The 15,235-nt window shown below is 29.7% G+C and carries 13 protein-coding genes and 2 tRNA genes; 14 read left to right on the plus strand and 1 reads right to left on the minus strand.

The window, feature by feature from the left end; all coding sequences use genetic code 11:
• The first annotated feature begins 29 nt into the window (after window positions 1-29).
• From B3040_RS17425 to hydA, 10 genes are all read left to right on the plus strand, one after another.
• On the plus strand, window positions 30-818 hold the full coding sequence (locus tag B3040_RS17425; protein ID WP_291576135.1) for an EFR1 family ferrodoxin: 789 nt from the start codon (window positions 30-32) through the stop codon (window positions 816-818).
• Between the two features lie 373 nt (window positions 819-1,191).
• Window positions 1,192-2,259, plus strand: coding sequence for a hypothetical protein (locus tag B3040_RS17430; RefSeq protein ID WP_291576137.1), 1,068 nt, complete (start codon window positions 1,192-1,194; stop codon window positions 2,257-2,259).
• A 262-nt stretch (window positions 2,260-2,521) separates the two neighbouring features.
• A complete protein-coding gene (locus B3040_RS17435) occupies window positions 2,522-3,616 on the plus strand; it encodes an FAD:protein FMN transferase (RefSeq protein ID WP_291576139.1) in 1,095 nt (364 codons plus the stop codon).
• A 145-nt stretch (window positions 3,617-3,761) separates the two neighbouring features.
• Entirely contained in the window at window positions 3,762-3,911 is a 150-nt protein-coding gene (locus B3040_RS17440) for a hypothetical protein (RefSeq protein ID WP_291576141.1), read from the plus strand.
• Between the two features lie 143 nt (window positions 3,912-4,054).
• The gene (locus B3040_RS17445; protein WP_291576143.1) at window positions 4,055-4,768 is read left to right on the plus strand and encodes an MBL fold metallo-hydrolase; all 714 of its coding nucleotides are present in this window, start codon (window positions 4,055-4,057) and stop codon (window positions 4,766-4,768) included.
• Window positions 4,769-4,887: 119 nt separating this feature from the next.
• Window positions 4,888-5,301 carry a hypothetical protein gene (locus tag B3040_RS17450; RefSeq protein ID WP_291576145.1) on the plus strand — a complete coding sequence of 138 codons (414 nt, stop codon included), beginning with the start codon at window positions 4,888-4,890 and terminating at the stop codon, window positions 5,299-5,301.
• Between the two features lie 80 nt (window positions 5,302-5,381).
• Window positions 5,382-7,244 (plus strand): molecular chaperone HtpG, encoded by a 1,863-nt coding sequence (htpG, locus tag B3040_RS17455; RefSeq protein WP_291576147.1) that lies wholly within the window; start codon window positions 5,382-5,384, stop codon window positions 7,242-7,244.
• Window positions 7,245-7,446: 202 nt separating this feature from the next.
• Window positions 7,447-7,522: transfer RNA gene (locus B3040_RS17460), tRNA-Pro, on the plus strand.
• Between the two features lie 4 nt (window positions 7,523-7,526).
• Window positions 7,527-7,602, plus strand: a tRNA-His gene (locus B3040_RS17465).
• Between the two features lie 804 nt (window positions 7,603-8,406).
• Window positions 8,407-9,795 (plus strand): dihydropyrimidinase, encoded by a 1,389-nt coding sequence (gene hydA / locus B3040_RS17470; protein WP_291576149.1) that lies wholly within the window; start codon window positions 8,407-8,409, stop codon window positions 9,793-9,795.
• A 114-nt stretch (window positions 9,796-9,909) separates the two neighbouring features.
• Here the strand turns inward: hydA and pdaA are convergent, their stop codons facing one another.
• Window positions 9,910-11,001 (minus strand): delta-lactam-biosynthetic de-N-acetylase, encoded by a 1,092-nt coding sequence (pdaA, locus tag B3040_RS17475; RefSeq protein WP_291576151.1) that lies wholly within the window; start codon window positions 10,999-11,001, stop codon window positions 9,910-9,912.
• Window positions 11,002-11,310: 309 nt separating this feature from the next.
• On the opposite strand from pdaA, the gene B3040_RS17480 reads away from it, so the two are divergent.
• The 4 genes from B3040_RS17480 (at window position 11,311) to B3040_RS17495 (ending at window position 15,057) form a co-directional block, all read left to right on the plus strand.
• Complete coding sequence (locus B3040_RS17480; RefSeq protein ID WP_291576153.1) at window positions 11,311-11,928, plus strand: hypothetical protein; 618 nt, start codon at window positions 11,311-11,313, stop codon at window positions 11,926-11,928.
• Window positions 11,929-12,280: 352 nt separating this feature from the next.
• Window positions 12,281-13,549: an HD-GYP domain-containing protein gene (locus B3040_RS17485; RefSeq protein ID WP_291576156.1), complete on the plus strand. Its 1,269-nt coding sequence runs from the start codon at window positions 12,281-12,283 to the stop codon at window positions 13,547-13,549.
• A gap of 52 nt (window positions 13,550-13,601) precedes the next feature.
• Complete coding sequence (locus B3040_RS17490) at window positions 13,602-14,129, plus strand: DUF5317 family protein (RefSeq protein WP_017416973.1); 528 nt, start codon at window positions 13,602-13,604, stop codon at window positions 14,127-14,129.
• A 334-nt stretch (window positions 14,130-14,463) separates the two neighbouring features.
• On the plus strand, window positions 14,464-15,057 hold the full coding sequence (locus tag B3040_RS17495) for a hypothetical protein (RefSeq protein ID WP_291576158.1): 594 nt from the start codon (window positions 14,464-14,466) through the stop codon (window positions 15,055-15,057).
• The last annotated feature ends 178 nt before the right edge of the window (window positions 15,058-15,235 follow it).

Consider the following 15,235-nt stretch of genomic DNA (forward strand, 5'->3'; position numbering starts at 1 on the left):
TAAATTTTTAATGAAAGATGGGGGATTTTATGATATTTTATTTTTCAGGAACAGGAAACTCGTTGTATGTAGCTAAGAGAATTGCAAAAACAAATAATGAAGAGTTGGTTTCTATTGCAGTCTTATTAACAAGTGAAAAGGAGATATACGAATACCAACTAAAGGAAAATGAGGTAATTGGATTTGTATATCCTATATATGCATGGTCGCCACCTAAGCAAGTCTTAGAGTTTGTGGAAAAACTTAAGTTAAGCAATTATAAGAATAATTATATATTTTCTATAGCTACTTGTGGAGAAAATATCGGTAATGCTATGAAAGTATTAAGTGGAGCTTTAAGTAAAAAACAACTGCTTTTAAATAGTGGATTTTCTATAAAAATGCCAAATAACTACATTATTATGGGGAATGTTGATAGTAAAGAAGTTGAAAGAAAAAAGCTATTAGAAGCAGAAAATATAATTAATAATATAAACAAAACAATAGAGAATAGAGATAAAGGTGTTTTCCAAATAGAAAAAGGATTTATGCCTAGCTTATTAACTAATATAATAAATCCCCTATTCAATAAAGGAGCAACTCACACAGAAAAGTTTTGGGCCTCTGATAAATGTACTAGTTGTGGAATTTGTGAAAAAGTGTGTAATTGCACTAACATTAAAGTTCAGGGTAAACCTAAATGGGGAAACAAGTGTACTCAGTGTTTAGCGTGCATACACCTTTGTCCAACAGGGGCAATTCAATATGGAAAGGGCACGGAGAAAAAGGGTAGGTACAAAAATCCTGAAGTATCTATAAATGAGATGATTCTTAAATAGATTTACTTCTAAGGGTAAGCAATATTAAACTAGTTAATATTATTTACAATATTAAAATACAAAAGCTTTCTTGTAAAAAATAATAATTTAAAAACATTACTATAAAATTAACAAGAAATCATGAATATATTACAAATAATATGGGTGCATATTAAGATTAATTGTTATAAATTATAATTATATGAAGAAAATTAAGTTAAAAAAATACTAAAATACTATTATATTCCTAAAAAATCAAGTTTAATACTAAAAAAACTGCAATAATAATGGAAAATTTTAAATAAACATATTGTCAATAAATAAACAATATGTTAAAATTTAAGCAGAATGAAAATTATGTTAATTCATTTATTTTAGGGGTGGAGGGTAAAAAATGAAAAAATTAGCATTAAGTGCATTAATACTTACTATGTCTCTTTCTGTATTCACTGGTTGTTCATCTGGAGCAAGTGGATCAAAAATTGTAAAAATGGGAATGGGACACATAACATCAGTTGAAAAATCTAAAGATCTTGGTGTTGATAAGGATGGAAAAGAAGTTCTTCCAACTGGACAAGTTGATACAATTATTGTAGCAGCTGCTTTTGATAAGGATGGAAAGGTTGTAAAGGTAACTATTGATAATGCTCAAACTAAAGTAGATTACAATAAGGATCTTTCTCTTAAATCTGATATTAAAGCTGAAGGAAAAACTAAAGTTGAGCTTGGCGATGCTTATGGCATGGTAAAAGCTTCTTCAATTAAAAAAGAATGGTACCAACAAATTGCTGAATTAGAAAAGTGGATGGTTGGTAAAACTGTAGAAGAAATAAAGGCTATGAAAGTAGTTAAGAAAGATGATTCTCATCCATCAGTACCAGATGTAGCTGAACTTAAATCTTCTGTTACAGTATCTGTAGAGGGATATATAGCTGGTGTTGAAGAAGCTTATAAAAATTCTATAGAAGTTAAAGGGGCTGAAAAGATTGGTCTTGGACACAAAGTGTCTACTTCTAGTTCAAAAGCATTAGGTAAAGATAAGGATGGAAAAGAAGTTCTTCCAACTGCACAAGTTGACACTGTAATGGCAACTACTGCATTTGATAAGGATGGAAAAGTTGTGGCAACCATAATAGATAATGCTCAAACTAAAGTTAACTATGATAAAGATGGAAAAGTAACTTCAGATAAGAAGACTGCTCCAAAAACTAAGGTTGAACTTGGTGATGGTTATGGAATGGCAAAAGCTTCATCAATCAAAAAAGAGTGGTATCAACAAATAGCTGAATTACAAAAATGGATGGCAGGAAAGAAAGTTGATGAAATAAAAGGCATGAAGGTAGTAAAGAAAGACGATGCTCACCCAGCAGTGCCAGATGTAGCTGAGCTTAAATCTTCTGTAACAGTATCTGTTCAAGATTATATTGATGTTGTAGAAGAAGGATCTCAAAAAGCTAAGTAGTATGAACTTTGTTTCAAATAGAGATTAATAATTAAAATAAAATATTTAATAAAAACTCCCTCACATAAGTGGGGGAGTTTTTGATAATTAATCTATAAAGGTAATATATATATATATAGTGGATTTGAGATTTGGTGAAAAGTTATCATCTAAAAAGTAATTACAAAATAAAACTAAAAAACAGTAGATTAGTGACATAACTTTGTTTATAATTGACTAAGCTTGTACTTTACTGTTATTAATAAGGAGGCACGGAAAATACATGAAGAAAATTACTAAAGGGTTGATGATGATACTTTTATTCATGTTTGTTTTTACTGGATGTAAGAAGGAAGCAGTAAGTGAGTATACAAAATATACTGAGAGTTTTTTTGATACTTTTAACACTATGACCACTGTTGTCGGTTATACTAAAACAGAGGAAGAATTTAAAACATATATGGGGAAAATACATAGTGATTTTGAAAGACTTCACAAATTATATGATATATACAATGATTATGAAGGAATAAACAATATAAAAACAATAAATGATAATGCTGGTGTGAAGCCTGTACAAGTAGATAAAGATATTATAGATTTAATTATGTTTTCAAAAGAGTGGTATAATCGTACAGGTAAAGAAACTAATATTGCCATGGGTTCAGTTCTGAGTATATGGCATGATTATAGAGAAGAGGGGCGTAATAACCCGGATGAGGCTAAGATTCCACCTATGGAAGACCTTAAAGAAGCAACAAAGTATACTGATTTGGATAAGGTTATTGTGGATTTAGAAAAAAGTACAGTATATTTACAAGATAAAAGGATGAGCTTAGATGTGGGAGCAGTAGCTAAGGGGTATGCAACTGAAGTTGTAGCAAAGAAAGCTCTAAGTGAGGGATTAACTTCTGGAATCATTAGTGCTGGAGGAAATGTGAGAGTTCTTGGGAAACCATTAGATGGAGTTAGAGAACGTTGGGGAATAGGCGTTCAAGATCCAGATAAATCTATAGCATCTGAAGGAGAAGATACTCTTGATACAATATTCCTTAACAACGCTTCAGTGGTAACTAGTGGAGATTATCAAAGATATTATATTGTTAATGGTGAAGTGATGCATCATCTTATTGATCCTAAAACATTAATGCCAGGGAAATACTATAGATCTGTAACAGTTGTAACAGAAGATTCAGGGTTAGCTGACTTTTTATCAACTACCACATTTTTACTTCCTTATGAAGAAAGTCGTAAACTTGTGGATAGTCTCCAGGGTGTCGAAGCAATGTGGGTAATGCCTGATGGGACTATACAAGTAACAGATGGTATGAAAAAAATAATGAAAAGTAATGGTGCTACTGGGGCGAAAGCAGAGTAAAATAAGAGTCTAGAAGAATACAACAGAAGTATTTCTTTTAGACTTTTCTTTTAGATTTTTTTAAATTTTATATGTTCGTATATGAATAATAGCCTTAAAAGAATCATAAAATAATTCTATTACAGCTAACAAAGGAGGAATTTTAATGGAAAAAGAAAGAGAATCTGAATTACATAGTAAGGCTAAAGAAATGATGATAGCTGGAGAAGACTGGAACAAGATTATGGATGAAACTCATCTAAGGTTAAAAGATTTAAAAAGAATACAAAGGGAAGAAATAACACCACATTTCTAAATAACGGGATTTCCCGTTATTTTTATGTTCATTTTAATTAGAGTTAGGAGTAAAAGTGGAAAAAGTAAACTGAAGTACTAGTTTAAAAGACTATATAAGGTAAATAATTATAAGATTCATATTTATCGAAAAGAGGAGATTGTATGCTTAAGTTTATTGGAATAGGAAGTGCATTTAATACAGAAATGGGGAATAATAGTGGGTTTATAAAAAAGGAGGGTGCTATGATATTAATAGATTGTGGAGGAACAGTTTTTGAGAGGTTAAAAAAGTTTCAGTTGTTAAAAGACATTTCTAAAATATATATAATTATTACCCATACTCACCCTGATCATATCGGAAGCCTTGGAGATTTAATATTTTATTGCCATTATAAATTGAAGATTAAGCCTGTAATATATTTCCCAGAAAATACCTTAATCCGTAAATTATTTTCAGTTGTAGGAGTAAAGGAGAATATGTATATTATAAAAACTGCGATGAAAAATACTGAAATTGATAAGGGATTAGGAAAATTTACTATTGAGTATCTACAAGGAAGTCATGCAAAATCTATTCCGGCTTATAGCTTCTATTTAACCTTAGATAAAACTACTGTTTATTATAGTGGAGATAGTAATAGAATCTCAAAAGAAGTTATTGAAAAGTTAAAGAAGGATGAAATTCAAAATATTTATCAAGATACGACCTCTATTGATTACGTAGCGACAGGACATCTACCCTTTAAAAAGTTATGCGAAGTTATTGAAGAATCCTTAAGGGAGAGAGTTTATTGTATGCACTTGGATGAAAATCTAGATAAAGAAGTTATATTAAGTTCAGGATTTAATATTGCACCTTTAATAGCTATGAATTAGATAGATAGAGCATAAAAATGGAGTTAAATAGACTAACTTCTTATCCATGAAATAATTTACATTTGGCTTATTATGCTATATTATTATAGTATAAATAATGTCGAATGAGGAGTGAAAACATGGATAATTGTCTAAGAAATGTGGAATTACACACAAAAACTGTAGAAGAATATAAAGCTCACATTGATTCAATTATATTAGACATTCTTGAAAAAGCTGAAACATTAGTATTTGCTAATGTAGTTAAAAAAGCTGGGATAACTCCCTTTATAATAAATCAATATCCTGAACTTAGAAATTATATATTAGAGAAAATGAAAACTCATAAAGAAATATATTCTATAAATAAAAAGATTGATAAAGCTGTTATTAGTTTACTTAAGTCTAATAAAGCAGTAACTTTTCTAGCTATAGTTAATAGATGTAAAATAGATTTAGATAATGTGTATCATAATGAGTTTATAAAAGATAAAATTAGAATGGAAATTGCGAAGAACAACCAAAAGTTAAATGTAGATATTAGGAATAATTAAACAAAATTTGTAAATATACTTTATTTGTAAGTAAAAATGTTATAAAATATTCTAGGAAAAACATTTGGAGGTGTGTATATATGCTTAGAGAGAATGGAAACATTTCAATTCATACGGAAAACATTATGCCGATTATTAAAAAATGGTTGTATTCGGATAAGGATATATTTGTTAGGGAACTTATCAGCAATGGATCAGATGCAATAAGTAAACTTAAAAGACTAAGTTCCATTGGTGAGGCTAAAATAGAGTCTGAACCTAAGTTCCAAATTTCTGTATCCTTAAATAAAGAAAATAACACCATTAAATTTAGTGATAATGGAATAGGAATGACTGTAGAGGAAGTGAAAAAATATATAAATCAAGTAGCTTTTTCTGGAGCAGAAGAATTTATTTCTAAATACAAGGACAAGATGGATGAGGCAAATAATATTATTGGACATTTTGGCCTTGGATTTTACTCTGCTTTCATGGTATCCGACAAGGTTGAAATAGATACCTTATCTTTCGTAGAGGGGGCAGAGCCCGTTAAATGGGTTTGTGAAGGTGGTACTGATTATCAGATAACTTCTTCTGAAAGAAAAGAAAGAGGAACTACTATCACTTTGTTTATAAGTGAAGATAGTAAGGAGTTTTTAGAGGAATATAAATTAAGAGAAATTATAAATAAACATTGTGCTTTTTTACCTGTAGAAATTTTCTTGGAAAATGACAATGAGAAAGAAGTGGAAAAAGAAAATAAAGATAAAACTCCACTTAATGATGTAAGTCCTTTGTGGTTGAAATCACCTAAGGATTGCACAGATGAAGAATATAAAGAGTTTTATAGAAGAGTTTTTATGGATTTCAACGAACCTTTATTTTGGATCCATTTAAATGTAGACTACCCTTTCAATCTTAAAGGTATACTATACTTTCCAAAACTGAAGCATGAATTTGAAGCAGTAGAAGGGGAAGTTAAGTTATACAATAATCAAGTATTTGTTGCGGATAATATTAAAGAGGTTATACCAGAATTTTTACTGCTTTTAAAAGGTGTAATAGATTGTGAAGATATTCCACTAAATGTATCAAGAAGTTTTTTACAAAAAGATAGCAATGTTACAAAGATATCAAGGCATATTGTAAATAAAGTTGCAGACAAATTAACTGGGCTATTTAAGAATGAAAGAGAAAAATATAATGAGTTTTGGAAGGATATTAACATATTTATTAAGTATGGTTGTTTGAGAGATGAAAAATTCTATGAAAAGGTAAAAGACGTTATAATTTTTAAAACAATTAAGGGTGAATATGTTACATTAAAGCAATACCTTGAAGCTAATAAAGAAAAACATGAAAATAAGGTTATTTACGTAAGTGATGAGAAACAACAAGCTCAGTATATAAAGTTATTTAAAGAACAGGGGTTAGATGCTATAATTCAATGTTCTAATATAGACAACCATTTTATAAGCTTCCTTGAGACTCATGAAGAGGGAGTCCAGTTTAATCGCATAGATGCAGATCTAAGCAATATCCTAAAAGCTGATGTGGAAGAAGTAAATGAGGAATTAAGTAAAGAAATAGAGAATATATTTAAAGAATGTTTAAATAATGATAAGCTAAAATACTCTGTTGAAAGTCTTAAGACAAAGGATGTGCCGGCAATAGTATTACTTTCAGAGCAATCTAGAAGAATGGCTGAAATGAGTGCTATGTTTGGTGGCATGGATGTGGGGGCTATGTTCCCTCAGGAAGAAACTTTAGTTATTAATAAAAATAATGATTTAATTAGTAAGCTCATAGAATTTAAAGGAAATGAAGAAAAGAAGGAGTTAGTCGGGTTGATTTGTAACCATGTTTATGATTTGGCTATGATAAGTCATAAGCAACTTGAGGCTGATGCTATGGCTAGCTTTATAAAAAGAAGTAATGAAATTCTTATGAAGTTAGCTGAGTAAGTAAAAAAGTGTAAGGTAAGAAGTGTAGAAAAGTTACCCTATAAATCAGAAACTCAATAGATGATTTATAGGGTGTTTTTATACTAAATTAAAATATTTCAAATATTTTTTCTAGTGAAACATTTACTAAAGCTATTGACCAATGAGAAATAAAAATGTAGAATAATAGATGTTCCAAAGATAATAAGTTTAAATTAATTAACGGGGTGTAGCGCAGATGGGAGCGCGCGTGGTTTGGGACCATGAGGTCGCAGGTTCAATCCCTGTCACCCCGACCATGTGGTGGACGTAGTTCAGTTGGTAGAGCACCAGATTGTGGCTCTGGTTGTCGTGGGTTCGAATCCCATCGTTCACCCCATATTTTACTTAATTTTTTAAAGTAGTACAAGTTTATAGTTAAAACTATTGTGTAGTTAGAGGAGCTCTTGCTACTTTTTTTATGTCATTAAATATAAGAAATATATTTAATATAAAAGTAAAATATAGAATTTCAACTTAAAGACTTTAATAATTAAAAAAACTATAGGAATTAGTTTGGATAATTGCAAAAAAATATATTATGCATATTATGAAACCTTTTCCAGAGTTGGTAGTAAAAACAACTTGCTTTTTAACTTGTTATAAGGTATACTTAATAAGTTGTAAGAAATATAGAAATCTTATAGAATAGTTACAAGATATAAACTATTAAGTCAAAGTTATATTAGATATTAGAATTTTAAAATAGAATCCTTTTTATGAAATGATTCATAAATTATGAATATATCCTTCTAATCCCTTACTAATTAATAATTTTGTTCTTCCTATATGCTTGAGTAGAGACAAAAGCATACTGTTTTGTTGTGACAATTTTATAAGGGATAAATAGGAGGTAAGAACATGAAAAAACAAAACATTATAGTAATTGGTATAATTACAGAAGATATCATAGACGAATGTTTAGCTGATGCTATTGAGAAGTAGTATTACTTAAATTGAAAATTGTGAAAAATAAAATCATAAATACTATAACCTCTTTGCCTATTGATGTTAGAAACTTTCTTTAGGTATAAAGAGGTTATTTTATATTTTAAGAAAGTAAACTTTGAAGAAGATTAATAATCATTAGATAAAAATATTTCTAAAACCTACTGCATATATTTTAGTGAAAGTAGGTGTAGGAATGAAAAGTTATATAATTAAGAATGGTACAATTGTTACTGCAAGTGATACTTTTAAGGGAGATTTACTCGTTGAACAGGGAATTGTTAAAGAGATAGGAATAGATATAGAGAACAATAGTGCAGAGATTATAAATGCTAAGGGAAAGTATATAATACCGGGAGGAATCGATGTACATACCCATTTTGACTTAGATGTAGGAATAAGTAGAGCTGTGGATGATTTTTACACTGGTTCAATTGCTGCTGCTTGTGGAGGAACTACCACTGTCATTGATCATATGGCTTTTGGACCAAAGGGGTGTAATCTTAAGCACCAAGTAGATGTTTACCACAAACTTGCCAGAGGTAAGTCAGTTATAGATTATAGTTTTCACGGGGTTATTCAACATGTAGATGAAGAAATTTTAAAGGAATTAGAGGAAATTGTAATGAGTGGAATACCAAGCTTTAAAATTTATCTTACTTATGGATTTAAAATTAATGATGATGAGGCATTAAGAGTGTTGAGTAAATTAAAAAAAATAGGAGGCATAACTACAGTCCACTGCGAGAACAATGATATTGTTAATTATTTAAGGGGATATTATGAAAACAGGGGATTATTAACACCAGTTTACCACGGAAAAAGCAGGCCTGAAGAGACTGAAGGTGAAGCAGTAAATAGAATGATTAATATTGCTGCATTGGCTGAAGATGCTCCTTTATATATTGTGCATCTATCTACAGCTTTAGGGCTTCAGTACATTAAAAGTGCAAAGGAAAGAGGACAGAAGAATATATATTCCGAAACCTGTCCTCAATATCTAGTTTTTGATGAAGACAAATACAAGTTACCGAATGATGAAGGGTTAAAATATATAATGAGTCCTCCACTTAGGAAAAAGCATAATAAGTTAGCTTTATGGAAAGGAATACAAGAAGGTCATATACAAGTTGTTGCAACTGATCATTGTCCTTTTAACTTTAATAAAGAAAAGCAAATGGGGAAGGGGAACTTTATAAAGTGCCCTAATGGAGCACCAGGAGTAGAGCCGAGAATGGGGCTTATATATTCTGAGGGAGTATCCAAAAAAAGAATTTCAATAAATAAGTTTGTAGAAATAACTAGTACAAACCCAGCAAAGTTATTTGGATTATATCCTAGAAAGGGAACTATTGCAGTAGGTTGTGATGGAGATTTAGTTATTTTAGATCCACATAAGAAACTTACTATAACTAAGACTATGCTTCATGAAAATGTGGATTACACTCCTTATGAAGGCATAGAGCTAATTGGGTATCCAGAACTTACTATGATTAGAGGTACAATTGTTGCAAAGAATAATGAATTTATTGGACCTAAAGGTTATGGAAATTTTATAAGTAGAAAAACCATTGATTTGCTATAAAGTTTAATAAACCCTTAGATTTGAAAGAAGTATCTTTACTTTTTCAAATTTAAGGGTTTTGTATTATTTATAATTAATATGAAATACTTCATTTAATATTAATTAATTTGACCATTATTCTTCGTTCAATAGTTCAAAAACATAACCTTCAGCCTTAGCTTCTTTTAGAATGTCATCCAAAATTTCTGTGTTAGTTTTTGAAACGGCGTGAATTAGCATTATAGAACCGTTATGCAGACCGCCTAAGATGGTTGCCTTTGCTTTGTCTGGGTTAGGTTGCTTATTTATATCCCAATCATGATATGCAAAGCTCCAAAATACAGTTTTATATCCTAGGTTTTTGGTCATTGCTAAACTTTTTTCAGAGTATTCACCCATAGGTGGTCTAAAGAATTTAGGCATATCTTTTCCGGTAATTCTTTTATACTCTTCTTCTACATCCTTTAGTTCTTTATTAAACTTCTCTTCACTACCAGTTACTGTTGGCATAGAAGGATGGTGATTTGTATGATTAGCTACTATATGCCCTTCATCTACCATTCTTTTAATTAAATCATTATTACCTTTAAGGTACGGCAAGGTAACGAAAAATATAGCTTTAACATCATTTTCCTTTAAAGTATCTAAAATCTTACCAGTATACCCATTTTCATAACCCTCATCAAAAGTTAAATAAAGCACCTTTCTATCAGTATCACCTACATAACAAGCATCATATTTGCCTAGTTCGAAATTTAGCTTATTATTAACTTCTGGAGTCACATGAAGCTTATTAGGTTTGAACCACCAACTAATTTTGCTGTTATTTAAACTATTATAGTCTATTTTATTTGAGGCTGTATCCTTATCCTTGTTAGGCTCCTTAATGTCTTTCTCAGGGTTACTGTTCTTTGAAGAATCATTTTTTACGTCATTATTTTTAGAGTGATCTACTTTAGTGTTTTCAGTGCTCTCATTTGATTTGTTTTTAAAGTTCTCAACATCTTTGTTAGTATCAGTATTCTTGTTTTCCTTAGTGGGTAAACTGGTGGTGAATTCATTATTCTGCGAGAAACTATAAGTGGGGGTAGATACTAATTCTTCAGTTTCGCTTATAGATGGTTTTTTATGAACTTCACTATTTTTATTAAAACTACAGCCAAAGAGAGAAATAGAAGTAGAAATAGTAGAAATAAGACATAAAAATCGTAAAGATTTCTTATTCATGGCAATCCTCCTTAATAAAATTAAATGCTAATAATGTTAAAAGTTTTAATAGCAGAGCATAAATTTATAATTTTAATTTATTTATTTTAATTACTGGTATAACTATTATACGGATAAAATTTATTTTTAGTTTACATAGCTTAGTATAACTAGAAATAATAAAATTATTAATACAATTAACATTACTCATTAATACAAGAATAAAAAAAATATTACAAATTTACTCATTATTCAAACTAAAATCTTGTTGAATTCAGGAATTTAATGTATAATTTAACTGAAGTTGAGAATTAACGAGGGGTATTAACTATGAATTTTTCATCCTTTTATGAAATAATAAGTAAAATAAATGGAGTTAGCCATGTAAAAATAATACATGATGATGAACTTTTACAAGAAATACATATTCTTGCAAATACAAATAGAGCTCCGAAGCAAATAGTTAGAGATATAGAAACTGTATTATTGGCAGTGTGCGATTATAGAATTGACAGAAAGATTATTAGTATTGCACAAATTGATACAGAAGATTACAAAGTAATAAATAGAATTAAATACGAGGGACTTGTGGTAGAAACTAGCGACCATAATATTCAGTGTAAGGTGACCTTAAGTTATGAGGGTGAGGATTTTAGTGGAAGTAAAACTGCAATCAAAACTATCTTAAATAGGCGTAAAGTGGTAGCAGATGCAACAGTGGCAGCAGTGGAGGAAATAATTGGACAACCTTTTGTTTTTGATGTTCAAGATGTAATTGTTTCCACAAGTAGAGATGTAAATTATGTATCTGTAATTGTGAACATGGTTATCGGTGAAGGTGAGGAAACTATGGTAGGAGCTGCAATTATTAAAAATGATATAAATGAGGCTATTGCGAAAGCTTCTCTTGATGCAGTAAATAGAAGAATACAAGGTAGAATCAGTTAAAAAGCTAATTCACACCAATTACTTTTTTCTTTTTCCCTTAGCGGAGTCAAATATGGCAGGTTTTAGCGAAGCCCTGTTAATTAGCTAAAAGGGGGAATTTTAAATGAAGAAGTTAATAAAAAGGATTGTACCAGCATTAATGACATTACTTGCACTTGCAATAGCTGGTGGATCTCAAATGACTTGGGTATTCAGAAAGTAATATGTTAAAGTAGTTGGTGTTTATAAATCTTTAGGTTTATAGAGAAGTTTTTTTGTAATTAAACTATAAACCTAAATGATTTTAAAATCGTTGTATTATTCACTATAGGGTAATAATTTGAAATTTAGATTTTAAATTTGGGGGCAAGGTATGAGAGATTTACCAATAGAACAAAGACGTTTTTTTATTTGCATTTACATAATCACATTAGTTTTTTTTGCTTGTTCGCTATTTTTAGGATATATTCCAATTGATTTCAATAACTACAAAGACATTTTATTCTTTGCGGTATTAACAATATTAACTGAATCTTTTACTATAATTTATTTAGAAATATCCTTTAGTACAACATTTGCAATTACTTTAGCATCATACGTGTTGTTTGGTCCATTCAAAGCTATGATAATTGTAATTATAGGTTTTTTATGTCGTATATTAAAATTAGAGGATGGCACCTACAATCATTACTTTAACACTCCATTATATGGAACCCTATTTAATTGTTGTGTGCACACATTGCCAATTTTTATTGGGAATTACTTTTATGTTGCGGTTGGAGGAAGTTTTGATGTTGTAAGAATTTCTCAGAATATCTTTTCACTAATATTATTTAGTATTATATGTTTTTTATTTAGCAATTTTATAATGTCATTCATGTTATCTTTTTATATAAACAAAAATATTTTATATTGTTATATTAGCAATATAAAATTAGGAATTCTTAATTATATTGCAATGATTCCTTTTGGAATTATTTTAGCTTTAGCATTTGAGTATTATAAATATAAAGGAGTAATTATTATTATATGTCCTATCATATTAGTTAGATATACATTCTCAATGTACATAAATTCTAAGTCCCAATATATTCAAACTGTTGAAGCGTTAATGAATGCAATTGAGGCAAGGGATGAGTATACACAGGGGCACTCCCGTAGGGTTGCTGAGATAGCTACAGAGATTGCAAAAGCGTTAAAATATAATCAGTGGAAATTAGAAAAGTTAGTTGTTGCTGCAATGCTTCATGATGTGGGTAAAATTGGTATAAGCGATAACATCTTAAATAAGCCAGGAAAACTCACTGATGAGGAGTTTGATAAAATTAAAGCACATCCTGAAATAGGCTATAATATTTTATACAAAGTTAAAAATTTAAATTACATATGTCCTATTGTAAGATACCATCATGAAAGATATGATGGTAAAGGGTATCCAAAGGGCAAGAAGGGGAAAAAAATAAGTTTAGATACTTATATTGTTCAACTTGCAGATGCTGTTGATGCTATGGGAACAGACAGGCCTTATAGGAGAGGACTTTCAAAAGAACAAATTATAAGTGAATTAGAAAACAATTCGGGAACTCAGTTTCATCCCAAGGTAGCTGAAGTTTATTTAAATATATTAAAAAGTAGAGCCTGATAACTCTACTTATATTTTTACTATTTAATAGAAAAATCTAGGGGGAATTACTATGTTCATTTTAGCTTTAATTGCTGGAATTATATTAGGTTATATATCAAAGGGAACCTTGCGAAACCTAGCAAATATTAATTTGAAGGGAACTTACCTAATTATAATTGGGTTTATTATAGAATTTGTTATTATTATGCTAATCCAAAAAAAAGTAATTACTGCTGGAGTAATTACATATATAATGAATGTGATTATGTATATCCTTATATTAGCATTTATTTTTGTAAACAAAAAAAACAAATATATAGTAATAATGGGAGTAGGATTTATGCTAAATGCTATAGCTATATTTGCCAATGGCGGTGTAATGCCGGTTAGTAGTAGTGCCATAGAAACTATTGGTTTTTCAACTAATGTCCATACAGAGGGTTTATATAACTTGATTAATTCTAATACAAATTTAAGTTTTTTGGGGGATATTATTCCAATAGATTTTATTGGAAGATTTATTGTTAGTATTGGAGACGTTATAGCAGCTATAGGAATGATACTGTTTATAGTAAAAAGTATGAAAAACACTATATAAGTTTATTTACATAAAAATCTACTCTTTAAGAAATCGGAAGGAACTTCTTAAAGAGTAGGTTTTTATTATTTTGTTCAAAATACAGCTCTAAAATCTAGGAATAAATATAATAAACAGTTTCCTATGTGTTAATTTTGAAATTAAATAAACTCATCGAAAGGTTTTTCATTTAGTATGTATTTTATAGCAAGAATTTGCGGAAAATATAAAATAATAAGCTGTAATTAGGATTATACTATAGCTAAAATGAAGAAAAAAATTTATTTTATAGAGAATAAGCTATAATTCTATTTGCACGATTATTGGAAATAAATTTATGCAAGGAGGTATTTTCATGAGGTTAAAGTCAGTAGTTTTATCATCTATTCTTGTAGGAACCTTGCTTGTAGGATGTGGGACTAAGCCAGGTGAGGAAAATTTAACACAACAAGAGAAAAATACTCAACAGCAGCAAAATTCTGAGCAACAAAATGCACAACCAGATGTGGTTGCATCACCTTCTATAGTAAGTGATGAGGATTCTTTGCATAGAGCAACTAGTAAAGATGGAAGTTGGATTATTATATTAAAAAGAGACTTTGAAGCAAAAAAAGAAATAGTTTTAGAAGGGGAATTTACAAAAAAGGACACCAAAGATCCTTCAAAACAAGTTCCAGCAGGTCGTAAGATAGCATTATACGATCAAGATCAAAATAGAAACAAAACTGCTTCGTATACGTTAACAGCACCTAAGTTAATTGTTAGAAGTGAGGATGCAAGAATACAAGGAGGAACTTTTGTAGGTGATGTTTATGTAGAAGGTAAGGGCTTTTCTATAGTAGATGCTAAAGTGCAAGGGAATGTGTACTTTGCTAGTGAAGAGTTAAAATCTACTTTTAAGCTAGAAAGCAATGGTTCTGTTACTGGTGTCACAGAAGTAAAAAAATAGGTATATTAGCATCTATTTAATAAAAGTTATTGCAATATGATGAAAGTTATGTTGTGATAGCTTTTATTATTAGCTAAAATTTAAAGTTGGAAGGAGTTAAAGTGACTCTGTACCATGGAAAATATACACTTTAATTATAATTTAAACTTGTTACAAATTAATACTAGGAGAGCTGATT

This window comes from Clostridium sp. UBA4548, assembly GCF_002387895.1.
GTDB lineage: Bacteria > Bacillota > Clostridia > Clostridiales > Clostridiaceae > Clostridium_J.

Excerpts from the sequence above, each read along its gene's own strand:
- B3040_RS17430 (WP_291576137.1), top strand. The coding sequence starts at position 1,192 with ATGAAAAAATTAGCATTAAGTGCATTAATACTTACTATGTCTCTTTCT.
- B3040_RS17435 (WP_291576139.1), top strand. The coding sequence starts at position 2,522 with ATGAAGAAAATTACTAAAGGGTTGATGATGATACTTTTATTCATGTTT.
- B3040_RS17450 (WP_291576145.1), top strand. The coding sequence starts at position 4,888 with ATGGATAATTGTCTAAGAAATGTGGAATTACACACAAAAACTGTAGAA.
- B3040_RS17445 (WP_291576143.1), top strand. The coding sequence starts at position 4,055 with ATGCTTAAGTTTATTGGAATAGGAAGTGCATTTAATACAGAAATGGGG.
- B3040_RS17485 (WP_291576156.1), top strand. The coding sequence starts at position 12,281 with ATGAGAGATTTACCAATAGAACAAAGACGTTTTTTTATTTGCATTTAC.
- htpG (WP_291576147.1), top strand. The coding sequence starts at position 5,382 with ATGCTTAGAGAGAATGGAAACATTTCAATTCATACGGAAAACATTATG.
- B3040_RS17495 (WP_291576158.1), top strand. The coding sequence starts at position 14,464 with ATGAGGTTAAAGTCAGTAGTTTTATCATCTATTCTTGTAGGAACCTTG.
- B3040_RS17490 (WP_017416973.1), top strand. The coding sequence starts at position 13,602 with ATGTTCATTTTAGCTTTAATTGCTGGAATTATATTAGGTTATATATCA.
- pdaA (WP_291576151.1), bottom strand. The coding sequence starts at position 11,001 with ATGAATAAGAAATCTTTACGATTTTTATGTCTTATTTCTACTATTTCT.
- hydA (WP_291576149.1), top strand. The coding sequence starts at position 8,407 with ATGAAAAGTTATATAATTAAGAATGGTACAATTGTTACTGCAAGTGAT.
- B3040_RS17425 (WP_291576135.1), top strand. The coding sequence starts at position 30 with ATGATATTTTATTTTTCAGGAACAGGAAACTCGTTGTATGTAGCTAAG.
- B3040_RS17480 (WP_291576153.1), top strand. The coding sequence starts at position 11,311 with ATGAATTTTTCATCCTTTTATGAAATAATAAGTAAAATAAATGGAGTT.
- B3040_RS17440 (WP_291576141.1), top strand. The coding sequence starts at position 3,762 with ATGGAAAAAGAAAGAGAATCTGAATTACATAGTAAGGCTAAAGAAATG.